The organism is Chitinolyticbacter albus, from assembly GCF_024437655.1.
Classification (GTDB): Bacteria; Pseudomonadota; Gammaproteobacteria; order Burkholderiales; family Chitinibacteraceae; genus Chitinolyticbacter; species Chitinolyticbacter albus.
Genome location: NZ_JANBVF010000017.1, coordinates 81,148 through 99,298 on the forward strand (window position 1 = coordinate 81,148; position 18,151 = coordinate 99,298).

19 protein-coding genes are annotated in these 18,151 nt (G+C 63.1%); all 19 read left to right on the plus strand.

Features of this window, described 5'->3' with window-relative positions:
• The first annotated feature begins 18 nt into the window (after positions 1 to 18).
• The 19 genes from bamA to NLI84_RS11925 all read left to right on the plus strand — a co-directional run bounded on the left by bamA (position 19) and on the right by NLI84_RS11925 (position 17,857).
• On the plus strand, positions 19 to 2,304 hold the full coding sequence (gene bamA, locus NLI84_RS11835) for an outer membrane protein assembly factor BamA (protein WP_255990398.1): 2,286 nt from the start codon (positions 19 to 21) through the stop codon (positions 2,302 to 2,304).
• A gap of 29 nt (positions 2,305 to 2,333) precedes the next feature.
• The gene (locus NLI84_RS11840) at positions 2,334 to 2,825 is read left to right on the plus strand and encodes an OmpH/Skp family outer membrane protein (protein WP_255990399.1); all 492 of its coding nucleotides are present in this window, start codon (positions 2,334 to 2,336) and stop codon (positions 2,823 to 2,825) included.
• A gap of 8 nt (positions 2,826 to 2,833) precedes the next feature.
• Positions 2,834 to 3,868: a UDP-3-O-(3-hydroxymyristoyl)glucosamine N-acyltransferase gene (lpxD, locus tag NLI84_RS11845; protein ID WP_308445823.1), complete on the plus strand. Its 1,035-nt coding sequence runs from the start codon at positions 2,834 to 2,836 to the stop codon at positions 3,866 to 3,868.
• Complete coding sequence (fabZ, locus tag NLI84_RS11850; protein WP_255990403.1) at positions 3,865 to 4,317, plus strand: 3-hydroxyacyl-ACP dehydratase FabZ; 453 nt, start codon at positions 3,865 to 3,867, stop codon at positions 4,315 to 4,317. Before lpxD ends, fabZ begins: the two co-directional genes overlap by 4 nt.
• Positions 4,318 to 4,336: 19 nt before the next feature.
• Entirely contained in the window at positions 4,337 to 5,113 is a 777-nt protein-coding gene (lpxA, locus tag NLI84_RS11855) for an acyl-ACP--UDP-N-acetylglucosamine O-acyltransferase (protein WP_255990405.1), read from the plus strand.
• A 15-nt stretch (positions 5,114 to 5,128) separates the two neighbouring features.
• Complete coding sequence (lpxB, locus tag NLI84_RS11860; RefSeq protein ID WP_255990407.1) at positions 5,129 to 6,310, plus strand: lipid-A-disaccharide synthase; 1,182 nt, start codon at positions 5,129 to 5,131, stop codon at positions 6,308 to 6,310.
• Entirely contained in the window at positions 6,307 to 6,882 is a 576-nt protein-coding gene (gene rnhB, locus NLI84_RS11865) for a ribonuclease HII (protein WP_255990413.1), read from the plus strand. Before lpxB ends, rnhB begins: the two co-directional genes overlap by 4 nt.
• Before the next feature lie 96 nt (positions 6,883 to 6,978).
• Positions 6,979 to 7,839, plus strand: a complete 861-nt coding sequence (gene motA / locus NLI84_RS11870) for a flagellar motor stator protein MotA (RefSeq protein WP_255990414.1) — start codon at positions 6,979 to 6,981, stop codon at positions 7,837 to 7,839.
• Positions 7,840 to 7,857: 18 nt separating this feature from the next.
• Entirely contained in the window at positions 7,858 to 8,757 is a 900-nt protein-coding gene (motB, locus tag NLI84_RS11875) for a flagellar motor protein MotB (RefSeq protein WP_255990415.1), read from the plus strand.
• A 3-nt stretch (positions 8,758 to 8,760) separates the two neighbouring features.
• Entirely contained in the window at positions 8,761 to 9,483 is a 723-nt protein-coding gene (locus tag NLI84_RS11880) for a class I SAM-dependent methyltransferase (protein ID WP_255990416.1), read from the plus strand.
• On the plus strand, positions 9,480 to 10,904 hold the full coding sequence (locus NLI84_RS11885) for an HDOD domain-containing protein (protein WP_255990417.1): 1,425 nt from the start codon (positions 9,480 to 9,482) through the stop codon (positions 10,902 to 10,904). Before NLI84_RS11880 ends, NLI84_RS11885 begins: the two co-directional genes overlap by 4 nt.
• A gap of 60 nt (positions 10,905 to 10,964) precedes the next feature.
• Positions 10,965 to 11,750 (plus strand): TrmH family RNA methyltransferase, encoded by a 786-nt coding sequence (locus tag NLI84_RS11890; protein WP_255990418.1) that lies wholly within the window; start codon positions 10,965 to 10,967, stop codon positions 11,748 to 11,750.
• Positions 11,751 to 11,780: 30 nt separating this feature from the next.
• A complete protein-coding gene (locus NLI84_RS11895) occupies positions 11,781 to 12,266 on the plus strand; it encodes a PilZ domain-containing protein (RefSeq protein ID WP_255990419.1) in 486 nt (161 codons plus the stop codon).
• Positions 12,263 to 12,940: a uracil-DNA glycosylase gene (ung, locus tag NLI84_RS11900; RefSeq protein ID WP_255990420.1), complete on the plus strand. Its 678-nt coding sequence runs from the start codon at positions 12,263 to 12,265 to the stop codon at positions 12,938 to 12,940. The genes NLI84_RS11895 and ung overlap by 4 nt, the downstream gene beginning before the upstream one ends.
• Positions 12,940 to 13,818: an ROK family protein gene (locus NLI84_RS11905; protein WP_255990421.1), complete on the plus strand. Its 879-nt coding sequence runs from the start codon at positions 12,940 to 12,942 to the stop codon at positions 13,816 to 13,818. Before ung ends, NLI84_RS11905 begins: the two co-directional genes overlap by 1 nt.
• A 144-nt stretch (positions 13,819 to 13,962) precedes the next feature.
• The gene (locus NLI84_RS11910) at positions 13,963 to 15,732 is read left to right on the plus strand and encodes a glycoside hydrolase family 9 protein (protein WP_255990422.1); all 1,770 of its coding nucleotides are present in this window, start codon (positions 13,963 to 13,965) and stop codon (positions 15,730 to 15,732) included.
• Positions 15,722 to 16,093, plus strand: coding sequence for a DMP19 family protein (locus NLI84_RS11915; protein ID WP_255990424.1), 372 nt, complete (start codon positions 15,722 to 15,724; stop codon positions 16,091 to 16,093). Before NLI84_RS11910 ends, NLI84_RS11915 begins: the two co-directional genes overlap by 11 nt.
• 9 nt (positions 16,094 to 16,102) lie before the next feature.
• Positions 16,103 to 17,104: an ADP-glyceromanno-heptose 6-epimerase gene (gene rfaD / locus NLI84_RS11920; protein ID WP_255990425.1), complete on the plus strand. Its 1,002-nt coding sequence runs from the start codon at positions 16,103 to 16,105 to the stop codon at positions 17,102 to 17,104.
• Between the two features lie 192 nt (positions 17,105 to 17,296).
• The gene (locus NLI84_RS11925) at positions 17,297 to 17,857 is read left to right on the plus strand and encodes a hypothetical protein (RefSeq protein ID WP_255990426.1); all 561 of its coding nucleotides are present in this window, start codon (positions 17,297 to 17,299) and stop codon (positions 17,855 to 17,857) included.
• Positions 17,858 to 18,151: the final 294 nt, after the last annotated feature.

Here is an 18,151-nt window from a genome sequence, read left to right on the forward strand (position 1 = left end):
CCCCTCCGATCCGACACCATGAAACTGAAACCGCTCCACCTGCTGCTGGCTGCCGCGCTCGGCGCACCCCTTACCACAGCCTGGGCTATCGATGCCTTCGTGGTCCGCGATATTCGCGTAGAGGGCCTGCAACGTACCGACCTCGGCACCGTGTTCAACTACCTGCCCGTCAAGGTGGGCGAAACGGTCGATGACGCGCGCGCCAGCGAAGCGATCAAGGCCTTGTTCGCCACCGGCTTCTTCAACGACGTACGCATCGAGCGGGACGGCACGACGCTGATCGTGACCGTGGAGGAGCGGCCGACGATCGCCCAGGTCAACATCAACGGCTCCAAGCTGTTGGAGAAGGACCAGATCCGCCAGGCATTGCGCAGCCAGAACTTTGCCGAGGGGCGCATTTTCGAGCAGGGCGTGCTCGATGCGGCAGTCAACGAGCTCAAGCAGCAATACTATGCCCGCGGCCGTTACTCGGTGATCGTGAAGACGCAGATCACCAAGCTGGAACGCAACCGGGTCGGCGTGCAATTTGATATCTCGGAGGGCGATGTCGCCCGCATTCAGCTCATCAACATCGTCGGTGCCAAGGCGTTCGACGAGGATGAGCTGATCGAGCAACTGTCGCTGACCACGCCGAACTGGATGACCTGGTATACCCGGACCGATCAGTATTCCAAGCCCAAGCTCCAGGCCGACCTGGAGGCATTACGCTCGTTCTACCTGGATCGCGGTTATCTGGAATTCAACGTCGATTCGACGCAGGTTGCGCTGGCGGAGGATCGCGAAGCCATCTTTCTGACCATCAACGTCACCGAAGGTGAGCAGTACACGGTCAGCGATGTGAAGCTGGTTGGTGATACCGTCATTGCCCCCGACGAGTTGTCGCAGCTGGTCGATCTCAAGGCCGGTGAGGTCTTTTCGCGTGAAAAACTCAACCGTTCAACAGCGGCGATTTCGGAGCGTCTGGGCGTCGAAGGCTATGCCTTTGCCAACGTCAACGCGGTGCCGCAGATCGACAAGGAGGCGCGTAGCGCTGCGTTTACCATCTACGTGGATCCGGGTCGCAAGGTTTACGTGCGCCGCATCACCGTCGTTGGTAACAACCTCACCCGTGATGAGGTGATCCGCCGCGAGTTGCGCCAACTCGAAGCGGCGCAATACGACGGCAGCAAGATCAAGCGCTCCAAGCAGCGTCTGGATCAGCTCGATTACTTCTCCGAAGTATCGCTCGATACCGTTCCGGTGCCTGACGCAGCCGATCAGGTCGACATGACGGTGCGGGTCACCGAGAAGAAGACTGGTAACTTCAATATTGGCGCCGGTTACGGTCAATCCGAAGGCATCGTGTTCGTGCTTTCGCTGTCCCAAAACAACTTTTTGGGGTCGGGCAAGAAATTTACCGGTGAGTTCAACAACTCCAGCGCGAACAAGGTGTATTCGTTCTCGCTGACCGAGCCTTATTTCACGCCGGATGGGATCTCGGTCGGCTACAACCTGTATCGCCGCGATACCGACCCCTCCGAGCTCGATATCGGTGATTATTCGACCTCGGCTTATGGTGGCAGCGTGCGCTTTGGCATACCAACATCTGAAACCAATCGCGTGACGCTGGGTCTGGCTGCGGAGCGGCTGACCTTGCAGACGACGGACTCCTCGCCGAGCCGCGTGCTTGAATTCATCGAGCGCAACGGCGAGACCAATACCACTTATACCGCTAGCGCCTCCTGGGGGCGTGACACCCGTGATAGCGCCGCGTATCCAACACGCGGCATGCTGACCAATATCGGTAGCGAAATCACCATTCCCGGGTCCGATCTCGATTTCTACAAGGTCACGCTGTCCAACCAGCTCTTCATCCCGCTGTGGCGTACCACTGCGCTGATGTGGAACGTCGATCTGGGTTGGGGGGATCAATACAACGACAGCGAATACCCGTTTTACAAGAACTTCTATGCCGGTGGCGTATCGTCGATACGGGGTTACGAGTTCGGTACCGTGGGCCCGAAGGACGAAGAGGGTGATGGCGTTGGTGGCAACAAGAAGTTCGTCAACAATGTGGAGCTGTTGTTCCCCATTCCTGGCATGAAGGATGACAAATCCACCCGACTCAGCATCTTTGCCGATGCCGGTGCGGTCTGGGGGACGGGTGAGGACGTCGATTTCGGCCTGCTGCGCTATTCGGCGGGCATGGCATTTACCTGGGTGTCTCCGATCGGACCGATCAAGCTGTCCTGGGCCAAGCCTTTCAATGCGCAGGAAAGCGATAAGACCGAGAGCTTCCAGTTCCAGCTGGGCAATGTGTTCTAAGCAGTGGTTGTTTCAGGCAGGGTGACAAGATGAAAGCGCGTTTCGTATCGATTCTGACCGTGGTCTGGTTGACATGTTCGGGCTTTGCAGCGGCCGAGATGAAGATCGGCTTTGTCGACACCGAGCGCATCCTGCGTGAATCGGCGCCGGCCGTACGCGCGGCCAAGCGATTGGAGAAGGAATTCGATCTGCGCCGGCAGGATCTGCAAAAGGTCTCCGCCCAGGGCAAGGCGCTGCAGCAGACGCTCGACAAGAGCCAGCTACCCGAAGCCGATCGCAAGGCCAAGGAGCGGGAACTCGTACGCCTCAATCAGGACTTCCTGCGCATGCAGCGCGAATTGAACGAAGACCTGAACACGCGTCGCAACGAGGAACTGGCCGGCCTGCAGGAGCGCGTGAACAACGCCATCCAGCAGATCGCCAACGGTGAGAAATACGATCTGGTGCTGCAGGAAGCGGCATTTCGCACACCCAAGATCGACATCACCGACAAGGTGCTCAAGCTGCTGTCGGACAAGTGAGCATGGCGATGCGTCTGTCTGAACTGGCGACCCTGCTGGGCGGGGAACTGGTCGGTGCCGATGTCGAGATCGGTCGCGTGGCGAGCCTCGCGCAGGCGGGCGCCGATAGCCTGAGTTTCGTTGCGCAAAAACGTTTTATCGCGGCGGCGAGCCAGAGCGCGGCCGGCGCCTTGCTGGCCCGGCCCGAGGCGGTGCCGCAACTTGGCAAACCCTGCATTGCGCTGGCCGATCCCTATCTTGCCTATGCGCGCGCGGCGCGCCTGCTGCATCCGGCACCGGTGACGGTTCCGGGCATACATGCTTCTGCCATTGTTTCCGCGGATGCGCAGGTTGCGGCCAGCGCGCAGATCGGCCCCGGCGTGGTGATCGAGGCGGGCGCGGTGATAGGCGAGCGCTGCGTGCTGCAGGCCCATGTCTTCGTCGGCAGTCACGCGCAGATCGGTGACGAGACGTTGATCCATCCGCATGTCACCGTCGCCGCCGGCTGCCGGGTTGGCGCGCGGGTGATCCTGCATCCGGGCGCGGTGATCGGCTCGGACGGTTTTGGCAATGCCTGGGCCGGTGACCACTGGGAAAAGATTCCGCAAATCGGCAGGGTGATCATTGAGGACGATGTCGAGATCGGCGCCAATACCACGATCGATCGCGGCGCGCTCGACGATACGGTGATCCGGCGCGGGGCGCGGCTCGATAACCTGATCCAGGTCGCGCACAACGTAGTAATCGGTGAACATACGGCGATCGCGGCCTGCGTCGGCATCGCCGGCTCGACCACGATCGGTGCGCGCTGCCAGCTGGGCGGCGCCGCCATGATCAGCGGCCATCTCGAAATCTGCGATGGCGTGACCATCCTCGGTGGCACCCTGGTCGCCAAGACCATACGCCAGCCGGGCGCCTACTCGGGTTCCTACCCGATGCAGGGTCACGGCGAATGGCTGAAGAACGCGGCGCAACTGCGGCATCTGGACGAGCTGGCCGATCGCGTCAAACAACTCGAAAAACGACTGGCTGCGCTGAGCGCAGCGGCAGAGGAAGCAGAATGAGCATTTTGAACATCAACGACATCGTCAAGCTGTTGCCGCACCGGTATCCGTTCCTGCTGGTCGACAAGGTGATCGAGCTGGAAGAGGGTAAGTCGATCAAGGCGATCAAGAACGTCACCATCAACGAGCCGTTCTTCCCGGGCCATTTTCCGCAATACCCGGTGATGCCGGGCGTGCTGATCATCGAGGCGCTGGCCCAGGCGGCTGGCGTACTGGCGTTCAAGAGCAGCGGTAAGAGCGGCGATAGCGGCACGCTGTACCTGTTCGCCGGCATCGACAACTGCCGCTTCAAGCGCCAGGTGGTGCCGGGCGATACGCTGACGCTGTGCGTGGAGATCGTCACGCAAAAGCGGGGTATCGGCAAATACAAGGCACAGGCCTTCGTCGGCACCGAGCTTGCCGCCGAGGCTGACCTGCTGTGCGCCGAGCGCCAGCTGAACCAGGTCTGAACGGCCTAGCGGGGGGCGTATGGCCAATATCCATCCCACGGCACTTATCGATGCCAAGGCCGAGCTTGCCAGTGATGTCGAGATCGGCCCTTACGCCATCGTTGGCGCTGGCGTCCGTATCGGCGCCGGCACCCGCGTGGCGGCACATGTCATGATCGACGGCATCACCGAGATCGGCGAGCGCAATACCTTCCACGCCGGCAGCCATATCGGCTGCCCGCCGCAGGACAAGAAGTACGCCGGCGAGCTGACCCGGCTCGTGATCGGCAACGGCAACACCTTCTTCCAGAACATCACGCTGTCGACGGGCACCGTGCAGGATCAGGGCGTGACGCGGATCGGCGATGACAATTGGTTCATGGCCTATGCCCATGTCGGCCACGATTGCGATATCGGCAGCCATACCATCTTCGCCAATTCGGTGACGCTGGGTGGCCACGTGCATGTGGGCGACTGGGCCATCCTGGGCGGCCTGTCGGCGATCCACCAGTTCTGCACCATAGGCGCGCATGCCATGGCCGGCGGCGGGTCCATCATCGTGCAGGATCTGCCACCGTTCGTGATTTGTGAAGGCAATCGCGCCGCGGCGCGCGGCATCAACAGCGAAGGGCTGAAACGGCGCGGATTCAGCAGTGATGCGATCACCCATATCAAGCGTGCCTACAAGCAGCTGTATCGTGAGGGCCTGACCTACGAGGAGGCGCGCTCGCAGATCGAGGCGCGCCTTGACGCAGAGCCCGAGTTGCAGCCGTTCGCCGATTTCTTCGCGCTAAGCCAGCGCGGCATCATGCGTTAAAACAAAACCGACACGATGAGCGAAAAACTGTTTACGCCGGGCGGGCAGGGGCCACGACTGGCAATCGTTGCCGGCGAGGCGTCCGGCGATTTGCTGGGCGCGGACCTGATCCGTGCGGTCAAGGCGCGTATCCCGAACGCCCGCTTTGCCGGGATCGCCGGGCCCAAGATGATGGCGGCCGGCGCACACAGCCTGGTGCCGATGAACAAGCTTGCGGTGCGTGGTTATCTGGAAGTGCTCAAACACTTGCCGGAGCTCTTGGGCATCCGCCGCAAACTCAAGCGCGCCATCGCGCTGGAGCGGCCGGATCTCGTGATTGGCATCGATGCCCCCGATTTCAATCTGGGGCTGGAACGCGCCGCACGCGACGCCGGCATGACTACCGTGCATTACGTCAGCCCCTCGGTCTGGGCCTGGCGCATGGAGCGACTGAAGAAAATCGGCCGCGCCGCATCGCACGTATTGCTGTTGTTCCCGTTCGAGGCGGCCATTTACCGTGATGCGCGCATCGCCGCGACCTATGTCGGTCATCCGCTCGCTGACCAGTTTCCGCTGGTGCCAGATCGCGAAGCGATCCGCGAACTGCTCGATCTGCCCAAGGCGGGGCTGGTGTTCACCATGTTGCCGGGCAGCCGGATCAGCGAGCTCGAGATGCACGCCGAGCTCTTCATCGAAACGGCGAAGAAACTGCACGCACATTACCCGGACGCCTGCTTCCTGGTGCCGCTGGTCACGCGCGAGACGCGCAAGCTGTTCGAGGACACGATCTGGCGGCTCCAGGCGAACGAGTTGCCATTTCGCCTGATGTTCGGCCACGCGCACGAAGCAATGATGGCCGCCAATGCCATCCTGGTTGCCTCCGGCACCGCCGCGCTCGAGGCGATGCTGGCCAAGCGCCCGACGGTGGTCACGTACCGCGTCAGCCGGCTGACCTACTGGATCGTCAAGCGCAAGCTGAAGATCCCCTATGTGAGCCTGCCCAATGTGCTTGCGGGCGAGAAGCTTGTGCCCGAATTGCTGCAGCACGACGCGACCCCTGAAAAGCTCTCGGCCCAGTTGATCGAATTCGTCGAGAACAAGGAAGCGAGCGCGGCGCTGACCGAGCGCTTTACCGCGCTGCACGAAAGCCTGCGCTGCGGCGGCGTCGATCAGGCCGCCGAAGTCATCGTCGGCCTGCTCAATGGGCGCTACGCATGATCGTCTGCGGCGTTGACGAGGCCGGCCGTGGCCCGCTGGCGGGCTCGGTCTACGCGGCAGCAGTCATCCTGCCGGATGATCATGGCATTGTCGGACTCAATGATTCCAAGAAGCTCTCGGCTGCGCAGCGCGAAAAGCTGTTCGTGCAGATACAGCTCAAGGCGAGCGCCTGGATGATCGCCAGCGCCAGTGCGAGCGAAATCGACGACATCAACATCCTGCAAGCGACGCTTTTGGCCATGCAGCGCGCGGTCGAGGGCCTGTCGGTCACGCCGCACAAGGCGCTGGTCGACGGCAACCGTCCGCCCAGGCTGGCGATGGCGGTCGAGACCATCGTCAAGGGCGATGCAAAGGTGCAGGCGATTTCTGCGGCGTCCATTCTTGCCAAGGTGGCGCGCGATCGCGAGGCGGACGAGCTCGAAGCACTGTATCCGGGCTACGGCTTTGCCCAGCACAAGGGTTATCCGACTGCGCAGCATCTGGCGGCGTTGGCGCAATTGGGGCCTTGCGCCGCGCATCGTCGCAGTTTTGGCCCGGTACGTGCGGCGTTCGCGCAGCATACGCTGTGGTGAAAGTTGTTCGCAGTGCCCCCAGCCACTAAGATGCGACGTGGGCGGCAGTTTTTGCCGCCTCGCTCCCGATAAAAACAAGACAGGTCCGCCTCGCTCATGTTCGTCATCATTGGCTACGTTTTCATGTGTGCGTGCATTCTCGGCGCGTATGCATTCCACGGCGGGCACTTGGCCGTGCTGTGGCAGCCAGCGGAAATCGTCATCATTTTTGGTGGTGCCCTCGGCGCCATGATCACCGGCTACGGTGGCAAGCCGCTTAAAGCCGTCCTGAAAGCCCTGCCTTCGCTCTTCAAGGGGTCGAAGTACAGCAAGGCGTTCTATATGGACCTGTTTGCGCTGATGTTTGAAATCCTGTCCAAGGTGCGCAAGGAAGGCCTGATGTCGATCGAGGGCGATGTCGAGGAGCCGCACAGCAGCCCGCTGTTCGCCAAATACCCGAAGATCGCGCATGACCATCATGTGATCGAGTTCATGACTGATTATCTGCGCCTGATGGTGGGGGGCAATCTGAATGCCTTCGAGATCGAGAACCTGATGGACGTCGAACTCGATGCCCATCATCACGAGGCGGCGATCCCGGCGAGCGCCATGGCCAAGCTGGCCGACGGTCTGCCGGCCTTCGGCATCGTCGCGGCCGTGATGGGTGTGGTGCATACCATGGGTTCGCTGCATCTGCCGCCGTCCGAGCTCGGCGGCCTGATCGGCGCGGCCCTTGTCGGGACCTTCATGGGGGTCTGGCTGGCTTACGGTTTCGTCGGTCCGCTGGCCGTGATCCTGGAAAACAAGGCGGCAGAAGGTACGATGGTGCTCAACACCATCAAGGTGACGCTGCTGGCCAGTCTGAATGGTTATGCGCCGCAAGTGGCCGTGGAGTTCGGGCGCAAGGCGCTGAGCTCCGTCGATCGCCCGGCATTCAGCGAGCTGGAAAACTTCGTCAAGAATGCCAAGAACAGGTAAGCGCGGACCGGTGCGAGCATGAGCGACGATTCCCAACGCCCTATAGTCGTCAAACGGATCAAGAAAAGCGACCACGGCCACCACGGCGGCGCGTGGAAGATCGCTTATGCCGACTTCGTGACCGCGATGATGGCGTTCTTCCTGCTGATGTGGCTGCTGGGCTCCGTGTCCAAGGGCAACCTCAAGGGCATCTCCGACTACTTCAACAATCCGCTGAAGATTGCATCCCAAGGTGGGGAAGGTGCCGGCGCGGCCGAATCGCTCATCAAGGGCGGTGGCAAGGATCTGACCGAGGCTGAGGGGCAGATGCAGAAAGGCGGCGCCGATGAAACCGAGATCGCCCACGATCGCAAGCGACTGTCCGAGCTCAAGCGCAAGTTCGAAGCGATCATGAACGACAAGGCGCGGGACAATACCAAGCTCAAGGAATTCAAGAGCCAGTTGCGGCTCGACATGGTCGCCGAAGGCCTGCGGATCCAGATCGTCGATACGCAAAATCGCCCCATGTTCAAGTCCGGCAGCAGCGAACTTGAGAGTTATGCCAAGGAAGTGCTGCACGAGATTTCGCAACTGCTGAATGAAGTGCCGAACTCAATCTCGCTGTCCGGACACACCGATGCGCAGCAATTCGCCAGCGGTCTGCGTGGCTTTTCCAACTGGGAGCTGTCGGCCGATCGCGCCAATGCGTCGCGCCGTGAACTGGTATTCGGCGGTTTGGGCGAGGACAAGATGTTGCGCGTCAACGGTTTTGCGGCGGAAATCCCGCTCGACACCAAGAACATCTACAACCCGATCAATCGCCGCATCAGCATCGTGGTGCTGAATAAGGACGCCGAGCAGGAGATCCGCGACCAGGCCGGGGTGGGCGATGACGACACCACCGCCAGCGCAGTGGCGCAGGGCCTGGCCGGGCATTGATCCATGCAAGCGATCCGGCTGTTCGGCGTGCAGCTCGCTGCCGTGGCTGCGGTCGTTGCGCTGGCCCGCGCTTTGGCGTGGCCGCTGACCACGTGGCAGCTGGCGACAGCGAGCGGCGTGGTGGCGGCGTTGCTGGCGTACCGCGTCCATGACGGGCGCTGGTGGTCCCTCATCCATTTCTGTTTTCCCTGGGCGGTACTGGCCGCTACGCAGCTGGCGCTACCTGCCTGGGCCTGGGCGCTCGCTTTTGCCGTCACCTTGCTGGTCTATGGCGCCGTCTGGCGTACCCGAGTGCCGCTTTACCTGAGCAATGGCCAAGCGCTGGCTCGTTTGTCCGAGCATGTGCCGCCCGGCGCCAGCCTAGTCGATCTGGGCGCTGGTACCGGCACCGTGCTGGCATGGTTTGCACGGCATCGCCCGGATGTGCGCGGGGTCGGCGTCGAGGCGGCCTGGTTGCCCTGGCTGGTGGGACGCATTCGGCTCGCCGGACTGCCGGTAGCGTGGCAGCGCGGTGACCTCTACGCCCATCCGCTGGCTGGCTACGACGTGGTGTATGCGTATTTGTCCCCGGCCGCGATGCCGGCCTTATGGCGCAAGATCGAGGCCGAGCTTGGCGAGGGCGCGCTGTTCGTCAGCAATTGCTTTGACGTGCCTGATCAGCCACCGCGCGCGCGCATCGCCGTCGGCGACTGGAAGGGAAGCGAGCTCCTGCTATGGCAACGTTGAGCGATCCCTGGATCGAGTACTGGTCCGGCCGGGCTCTGCCCTCGCTGAAAGCCACGCGTGAGCGCTTGCTGCCGCTGATGCGCCGGCCGGAGCGCACCAGCCCGGGCGAAATCGCCGACATCGTGTTGCGCGACCCATTGCTGGCCGCCCAGGTGCTGCGCGTGGCCAACCAGCGCGTGCGCTCTGGCCTCGCAGCTGACGTGGTATCGGTCGAAAGTGCCGTGATGCTGTTCGGCGTGGCACCGTTCTTCGAGCGTTTCTGCCGCGGACCCACGATAGACGAACTGATGGCGGGCGATCCCGCGCGGCTACGCGCCTATCGCGCGGCCATTCTGGAAGTCCGATTCGCCGCGCGGCTCGCCCGTGACTATGCCCAGCGCCGGTTCGACGCGCGGCTGGACGAGGTCTATATCGCCGCGCTGCTGCAGGGCATCTCGCCGCTGCTTGCTCTGGTGGCGGGGCTCGATCCTGCCACGCCGGCCCCCATGCCGCGGGTGACCGAGCTGCTCGCCAGCTGGCGCCTGCCCGAAGCCATTATCGATCTGACGCGCGAGAGTGGCGACGGCCAGGCGCGGCTCAACCTGCAGCAGGCGGCTTTGCGCCTGGCTGCCGCGCTGCAGCTGGGCTGGTGGCAGCCACAGGTGCAACGCGAGCTGCATGCGATTGCTGCCCTCTTGCAGCAGCAAGAAGGGGCCGTCTGGGAAACCGCAACCGCGCTGATGCTGAGCTATGCCACGCGTGATTATGCCGAGGCGGCGGCTATGCCTGCGGCGCGCTGGTTGCCGATGCTGCCGGGCTCCTGGCCGCGTCCGCCTGCACCGGCCGAGGCTCCGGCGCAGGCGTTAACGCCGGCCAAACCAGCCCCGTTGCCGGTGTCGCCCGCTGCTGTGCCGGCGGCGCGCACCGTGCAGCCGGACCCCATGGTGGAACGCCTTTCAGCGTTGCACCACGCCGGCAAGGAGCGCGCACCCGCCAATCAGATCATGTCGCTGGCCGTGCGCGCGCTGGCCGAAGGGCTGGCGATGCGTCGCATCGTGCTGGCGCTCTTGACGCCTGATGGCTTGCAGTTGCGTGCGCGCTTCTGCCAGGGGGCGGGCGAGTCCGACCCGATCCGGCGACTGGAGATCTCGCTGGCACCGCCCACACTGTTCTCGCGCCTGCTGGAGCGTCCGCAGTGCATACGCGTCGAGGCGCCGCATCGCGGCGAGGTCAAGGCCTTGCTGCCGCCCGAGTTGCTTCGCCAGATCGGCCATGACGCGTTCTGCGCGATGTCGATCTTCGTGCACGACAAACCGCTGGGCATCCTGTTCGCTGATCGCATCACGACGATCAGTGATGGCGACTACCAGCAGGTGCGTCGTGTCTGCCAGCTGACTTCGCAGGCCTTGTCGGCCAGCGCGGGGCGCCCCGGAGAACATTGAGGCCGCCACGCCTGGCCCCGCGCGTGGCGGGCGGCGTCGAAGCCGGTACAATGCGCGCCCATGGAGATCATCCAATCCCGCCACAATCCGTTGTTCAAGCAGCTGCACAAGCTGGCCACGCAACGGCGCGAGCGCCTGAAAACGCAGCAGACGTTGCTCGACGGCGCTCATCTGCTTGCCAGCGCGCTCGATGCGCTCTGGCCCATCGCCCAGCTGATCGTGACCGAAGGCGGCCTCGCCGAGGCCGAGCTTGCCACCTTGTGCCGACGCAGCGGCGCACCGGTAGTGGTGTTCGATGCGGCCTTGTTCAAGGAATTGACCGAACTGCCGAGCCCGACCGGGGTGCTGGCGCTGATCAACGTTGCCGCGTCGCCGCCGATGCGACGCGACGGGCTGTGCCTGTTGCTCGATGGCGTGCAGGATCCGGGCAATGTCGGCTCCATCCTGCGTACCGCCGCCGCCGCCGGGGTGGACCAGGTGCTGTTGTCCCCCGGTTGTGCCGATGTCTGGTCACCCAAGGTATTGCGCGCGGGCATGGGCGCGCATTTCCTGCTCAACCTCGTCGAGCGCGCCGATCTGCAGGCCTTTGCCACCGCGTTTCAGGGACGAATCGCCGCCACGCTGCTCGATGCTTCGATCGATCTTTATGCCGCCGATCTCGCTGGCGATCTGGCGCTGGTCGTCGGCGCCGAAGGCCATGGCGTGTCACCCGGGCTCGCGGCGCTGGCGACGCTGCGCTTGCGTATTCCGATGGCAGCTGGTCTGGAATCGCTCAATGTAGGCGCCGCTGCCGCGATCTGCCTGTTTGAGCGCGTGCGGCAGGTCGGCATCCGGCCGGCGTTATAATCGGGACAGCTCAGCCACTGGAGAGCGGCCATGATCAAGGATGGTGTTTATTTCGACGCCCGCTTGCCGCACGCATGGCTGTCCGCGGCCAGGCAAAGCCCGTTTGAAGCCGCACGGTTTTTGCATGTTCTTGCCGCGCTGGAGCACCAGGGCGGGGAGGAGCTCGGCGAGCATGATGCCAAGCTCGATCTGCAGCTGTTATGGCTGGCCCGCTTGATTACGCCCGAGTTGCCGGCGGTGGGGTTGATGCGCCTGGGTATAGAACATGCGATCTGGGCGCAGGAAACGCCGCTGACTGCGGGTGAGCAAGGCTGGCTGGGCTTCAGTCCCAGCACCACCTTGCCCTACCTGCTGACGCTGCCGGCACAGGTCGTGGCCTGCGAGCCGGCGGGGCAGGCGCACCGAGTGAGCGCACGCTGGCTGATCACCGACCAACATCTGAAGGATGCATTTGACCGTATGGTTTTCCGTCATCACCGCGAGCAGATCCGCCGCGAACGAGAGGCCGCTGCGTGAACTGGCTCGCACAACAGGTACCGGCGGCCTGGGTTGATCCCGCCGTCGCCTCCAGTCCGCCCTTCGACCGGCTGGCCGACTTCCTGGCCGCCGAGCTCGAAGCCGGAGTAACGCTCTATCCTCCCAAGGCGCAATGGTTCGCTGCACTCGCGGCCACGCCACCGCGTGGCGTCAAGGTGGTGATCCTGGGTCAGGATCCCTACCACGGCCCGGGCGAAGCGCATGGGTTTGCCTTTTCTGTGCCTATGGGCGTGAAAACGCCGCCCAGCCTGCGCAACATCTGGCAGGAGCTCGCCCGCGATCTGGGGCTGACGCCGCCTGCGCACGGCAATCTCGAAGCCTGGGCCGAGCAGGGCGTGCTGTTGCTCAACAGCACGCTCACCGTCGAGGCCGATTGTGCGGCATCGCACGCCAAGCGCGGCTGGGCGCCGTTCACCGATGCCGTGATCTCCAGGCTGGCCAACGAGTTTGACCACCTGGTGTTCATGCTGTGGGGCGCACACGCACAGAAGAAGGGCGCGCTGATCGATCGTACGCGGCACTGCGTGCTCGAATCGCCGCATCCTTCGCCCTTGTCCGCGCATCGCGGCTTCATCGGCAATGGCCATTTCTCCAAGGCCAACCACTACCTGCAATCGATGGGCAAGGCCCCCATCGACTGGGAAATCCGCTGATGCTGTTGACGTTCGATATTGGGGGAACCCAGATCAAGTACGGTCTGGTCGACGAGGCGGGACAGGTGTTGCTGGCGCACAGCATGGCCACCCACGGCGCGGCCGGTGCCGCGGCGATGCTCGACCGGGTGCGGCAAGTGGCAGCGCCCTTGATCGCCGCGTACAGCCCTCGCGGCATTGCGCTGTCGACGCTGGGATTGGTGGCACCGCAGGACGGCACCATTCTGGCCGCAGCCGAAGCCATTCCGGGCTACATCGGCATCTCGCCCAAGACCAGCCTGGAGCAGGCGTTCGATTTGCCGGTCACCGTGGAAAACGATGTGAACTGCGTTGCGCTGGCCGAGGGCTGGCGCGGTGCGGCGCAGGGCATCGCCAACTATCTGGCGATCGCCGTCGGCACTGGCATCGGCGGCGGCATCGTGATCGATGGCCGTTTGTATCGTGGCCATCGCGCCGCGGCGGGTGAATGGGGCTATATGCGGATCGATGGCCGGCTCTGGGAGGATTACGCGTCGATGCGCGGCCTCGTCAATGCCGCGATCGCCGCGACCAACGACGCAGGCTGGGATGGCCGCAGTGTGTTTGCTGCGTACGATGCGGGCGATGCGCGGCTGACGGCAGTGGTGCACGGCTGGCTGGCGCTCTTGGCCACCGGTATCGCCAACCTGATCTACGCCTTCAACCCGGAACGCGTGGTGCTGGGCGGTGGTATCACCGGGCGCGGCGCGCGCTTTCACAAGGAAATCAACGCCGCGCTCGACGAAATCCTGATGCCGGAGTTTCGTGGCATGAGCGAGGTGGCGCTGGCCAGTGCCGGCAACCATGCCGGCATGATCGGAGCTGCACGCAACTGGTATTTTGCGCACGACGATATTTGATCTGGCGCAACAGGGATTGAAGCCGAACGCAGCGGGTAGTGCGCCCAAGTGGTAATTTGCTGATATTGTTATAAGCCCAATTGGCGGTCCGCATTCGGGCCGCCGCAGCGATAATTACCCGCGCTTCGCTTTTCCGGACTCCCCATGCCTCGCCTGTTGCTGAACCACCTGGGTTTCGAACCCGCTACCCGCAAGTTTGCGCTGCTCGAAGCGTCGGCAGATTTTTCCAGCACACGCTACACCGTCTACGACCAGGTGACGCGTGCGGCGGTGCTCCACGGTGCATTCAGCGCGGTTGGCGGCGTCGCTGGCTGGGGCAAGGCGCAGGGCGCGTTCAAGCACTATTGGCAGGCCGATTTCTCGGCGCTCGATGCAGAAGGCGAATATTTCCTGGCCATCGACGGCGTTACGCCGCCGCTGGTGTCGCACCCGTTTGCCATCCGCCGCCGGCTCTTGGGCGAGTTGCTGGTGTCGGACATCGTCCATTACATCAAGGGCCAGCGCTGCACCGGGGTCTTCGACCTCGCGGACCGTTCCCGCCCCAAGTTCGGCTCAAACGAGCGCCGCGATGTGCGCGGCGGCTGGTACGACGCCTCGGGCGATGTGTCCAAGTATCTATCGCACCTGTCGTACGCGCAGTACATGAATCCGCAGCAGACCCCTATCGTGGTCTGGAGCCTGATCGAGAGCCTGGCCCAGTTGCCAGCGCGTCCGGACTGGATCGCCGAGCGGATTGATGAGCCCGAAAAACTGGATGAGGCGATGGCCTTTCACAGCAAGTGGTTCAACGAACGCTTCGTCGACGAGGCCTTGCACGGCGCGGATTTTCTGATGCGCCTACAGGATCCGGCCGGTTACTTCTACATGACGGTGTTCGACCGCTGGAGCAAGGACGAGAACCAGCGTGACATCTGCGAATACAAGCTCGGTGGCGAGAAGTTCGCCAGCTATCAGGCCGCCTACCGCCAAGGCGCGGGGGTGACCATTGCCGCGCTGGCGCGCGCCTCGCAGTTGCCGCGCGACGGCGAGTCGTTTACACGCGCCGACTACCTTGCCGCCGCCGCCAAGGGCTTTGCTCATCTTGAAGCACATAACGTCGATTACCTGGACGACGGTGCCGAGAACATCATTGACGACTATTGCGCGCTCTTGGCCGCCGTGGAATTACTGGCGATCACGGGCGACGGCGATTACGCCAACGCCGCGGCTCGGCGTGTGCTCAAGTTGCTGGAGCGGCAGAGCCCCGAAGGCTGGTTCCGCGCCGATAGCGCCGGTGAGCGCAGCTATTTCCACGCGGCCGAGGCCGGTCTGCCGCTGATCGCACTGATGCGTTTCGTCGAAGTGGCGCCCGATAGTCCGCTGGCCGGCCGCGTGCGCGCCGCGCTGCGCCTGGCGTTCGAGTATGAGCTCGCGATCCGGGATGAGGAAAACAACCCGTTTGGCTATCCACGCCAATACATCAAACAGATCGGCAAGCCTGGCAAGACCCAGTTCTTTATCCCGCACGACAACGAAACGCAGTACTGGTGGCAGGGCGAGAACGCCCGCCTGGGTTCGATCGCCAGCGCCTACCAGCGCGGCGCGGCATTGTTTGCTAGCGAGCCCGAGTTTGCCGCGCAATTGGTGCAGCATGCGCAGTTTGCGGTCGATTGGCTGCTCGGTGCCAACCCCTACGATGTGTGCATGCTGCAAGGCTGGGGCCGCAACAACCCGCGCTACGAGCCGGGCTTCTTCAATGCCCCAGGCGGCGTATGCAATGGCATTACCGGCGGCTTCGATGACGACCAGGACATCGACTACCATCGCACCGACGAAGTCACCATGACCAACAGCTGGCGCTGGACCGAACAGTGGATGCCGCACGGGGCATGGCTGCTGCTGGCGCTGTGCACGCGCCTGGGGTATGCAAACTGATCCCATCACCTGGGCGTGCGAGCGGATTGAGGCCCGTGGTTTCGATCCGCTGACCGCCCCCGAGGTCGACAGGACGGTGATGGTGGTTGTGACTGCCCAAGGCCTGATCGATAACGGTGGTTTTGCTTATCTGTTCGATCCCGGCTTCGCAGTGAAGCCCGATTGGAACTGGTTCGTAACGGCATATCGTGCCATCGGCGCGCTCGAGACGGCGGATGCGTGCGTTCAAGCTATCGAGCTCTGGCGCCAAATCGGGGATACTGCCGACTTTGACGCACTCGATGCCGTGGCATGGCAACGGTCGGCATCGAATTACGACTGGCTGGCGACCTGGATCAAGTCGCACCGCTGTGGGCTTTAAGGACACTCTATGACCATCATCGTCACCGGCGCGGCCGGCTTCATTGGTTCCAATCTCGTCAAGGCGCTCAACGCGCGCGGCGAGACCGACATTCTCGCCGTCGATAACCTCAAGCGCGGCGAAAAATACCGCAACCTCGTCGATTGCCAGATCGCCCACTACCTCGACAAGCACGATTTCATCGAGGAACTGGCCGCCGGCGTATTCGATGGCCAGGTCAGCGCCATCCTGCACCAGGGTGCATGTTCGGACACCATGGAGCACGATGGCCGCTACATGATGGACAACAACTACCAATACACGCTGAATCTGTTCGAGTGGTGCCAGGATCAGGAAGCGCAGTTCCTCTATGCGTCGAGCGCCGCCACCTACGGCGCAGGCATGAACGGCTTTTACGAGGATCCGGAGTGCGAGGCGCCGCTCAATGTCTATGGCTATTCCAAGCTGCTGTTCGATCAGGTATTGCGTCGCCGCATCGAAGAAGAGCGCATTACCGCGCAAGTGGTGGGTTTCCGTTACTTCAACGTGTACGGGCCGCGCGAATGGCACAAGGAGCGCATGGCCTCGGTGGCGTTCCATAACTTCAACCAGTACCGCGCCACCGGCAAGGTCAAGCTGTTCGGCGAGTACGGTGGCTATGGCGCAGGCGGCCATACCCGCGATTTCGTGTCGGTGGATGACGTGGTCAAGGTCAACCTGTGGTTCCTCGACAACCCGGAAATCTGCGGCATCTACAACGTCGGCACCGGCCGCGCCCAGCCCTTCAACGACGTGGCCAGCACGGTGGTGAACAGCTGTCGCGCTGCCGATGGCCTCTCGGCACTCTCCCGCGAAGAGATGATTGCCCAAGGGCTGCTCGAGTACATCGAATTCCCGGATGCGCTCAAGGGCAAGTACCAGAGCTTCACCGAGGCCGATCTTTCACTGCTGCGCGAGGCGGGCTACGACGAAGCCTTCCTGACGGTGGAGGAAGGGGTACAGCGCTATGTCGAGCATCTGCTGCGGGCATAGTCGCGCCACACACGAAGGCCAGGTGAACCTGGCTTTGGCCGTACGGTGGCGGGACAGGGCTGCGACCAGGCCGCAAGGCCATCGGAGTCTGGCTTCATGCCAACGGGCTTTTCCTGATACGGGCATCGCCACTTGCGCATTAGCATTCCTGGGCTAGCTTGATAAAGTCGAAAAGACTGCAAAGGGAAAACTATGAAGCGCACTTTGATTGCTGTCGCATTGCTCGGAAGCCTGCTGACGTTGCGCGCGGCGGCCGAGGAGAAACTGTTCCTGTTCGAGAAGTCGGAAAAAGTCCAGGTAGAGGTTATCGCGATCGATCAGGCCAATCGCATCGTGACGTTGCGGCTGCCTGGCGGTGAAGTCTCCGACTTGCCCGTCTCTTCCGCCGTGCAAAATTTCGATCAACTCAAGCCGGGTGACGTGGCCGCGGTGCAGGTGGACCGTGCGGTGGCGTTCGATCTGGTCAAGGGCGGTGGTGGTCTGCCGCAAGTGAGCAGCGAGGAAGGCAGCGGCCGCGCCGCCGCCGGCGAGAAGCCGGGCGCCAGCTGGGAAAGGACCGAACTATTGAGCGCCGACGTCGTCGCGGTAGACAAGGCTCGTGGCCTCGTCAAGCTGCGTGGCCCGCAAGGCCGCGTGCAGGAAATCGAAGTGCGTGATCGTTCGCGTCTCGATAACGTAGCGGTCGGCGATCAGATCCAGATCCGTTACAAGCGCGCCCTGGCGATGTGGGTTGAGCTGCCTGTCGTTCAATAAGCGGACTATGCGCGGTATCGAAACGCCGGCGTCGGCCGGCGTTTTTCTATCGCGTCAGGCTGGCCGCTGGTGAGGTGGCGTTGACCCGCGCACTGCAGCCAGCGCCGCAAGCCTACCGGTCCCAGCGGTTGAAGTGCGCCGCGTAGGCGTCAATCGGCTTGCCTATCACTGCCGCTGCACGGGCCAAATTCGAGCGAGGTCGGCCTGCCGGCACCGTGCCGCAAGTGGTGTCGACGGCGGAAAGCGGCGGGTGGCATGCGTTGCCGTTGGCTGAACTGCCGATAGAACAGGCTG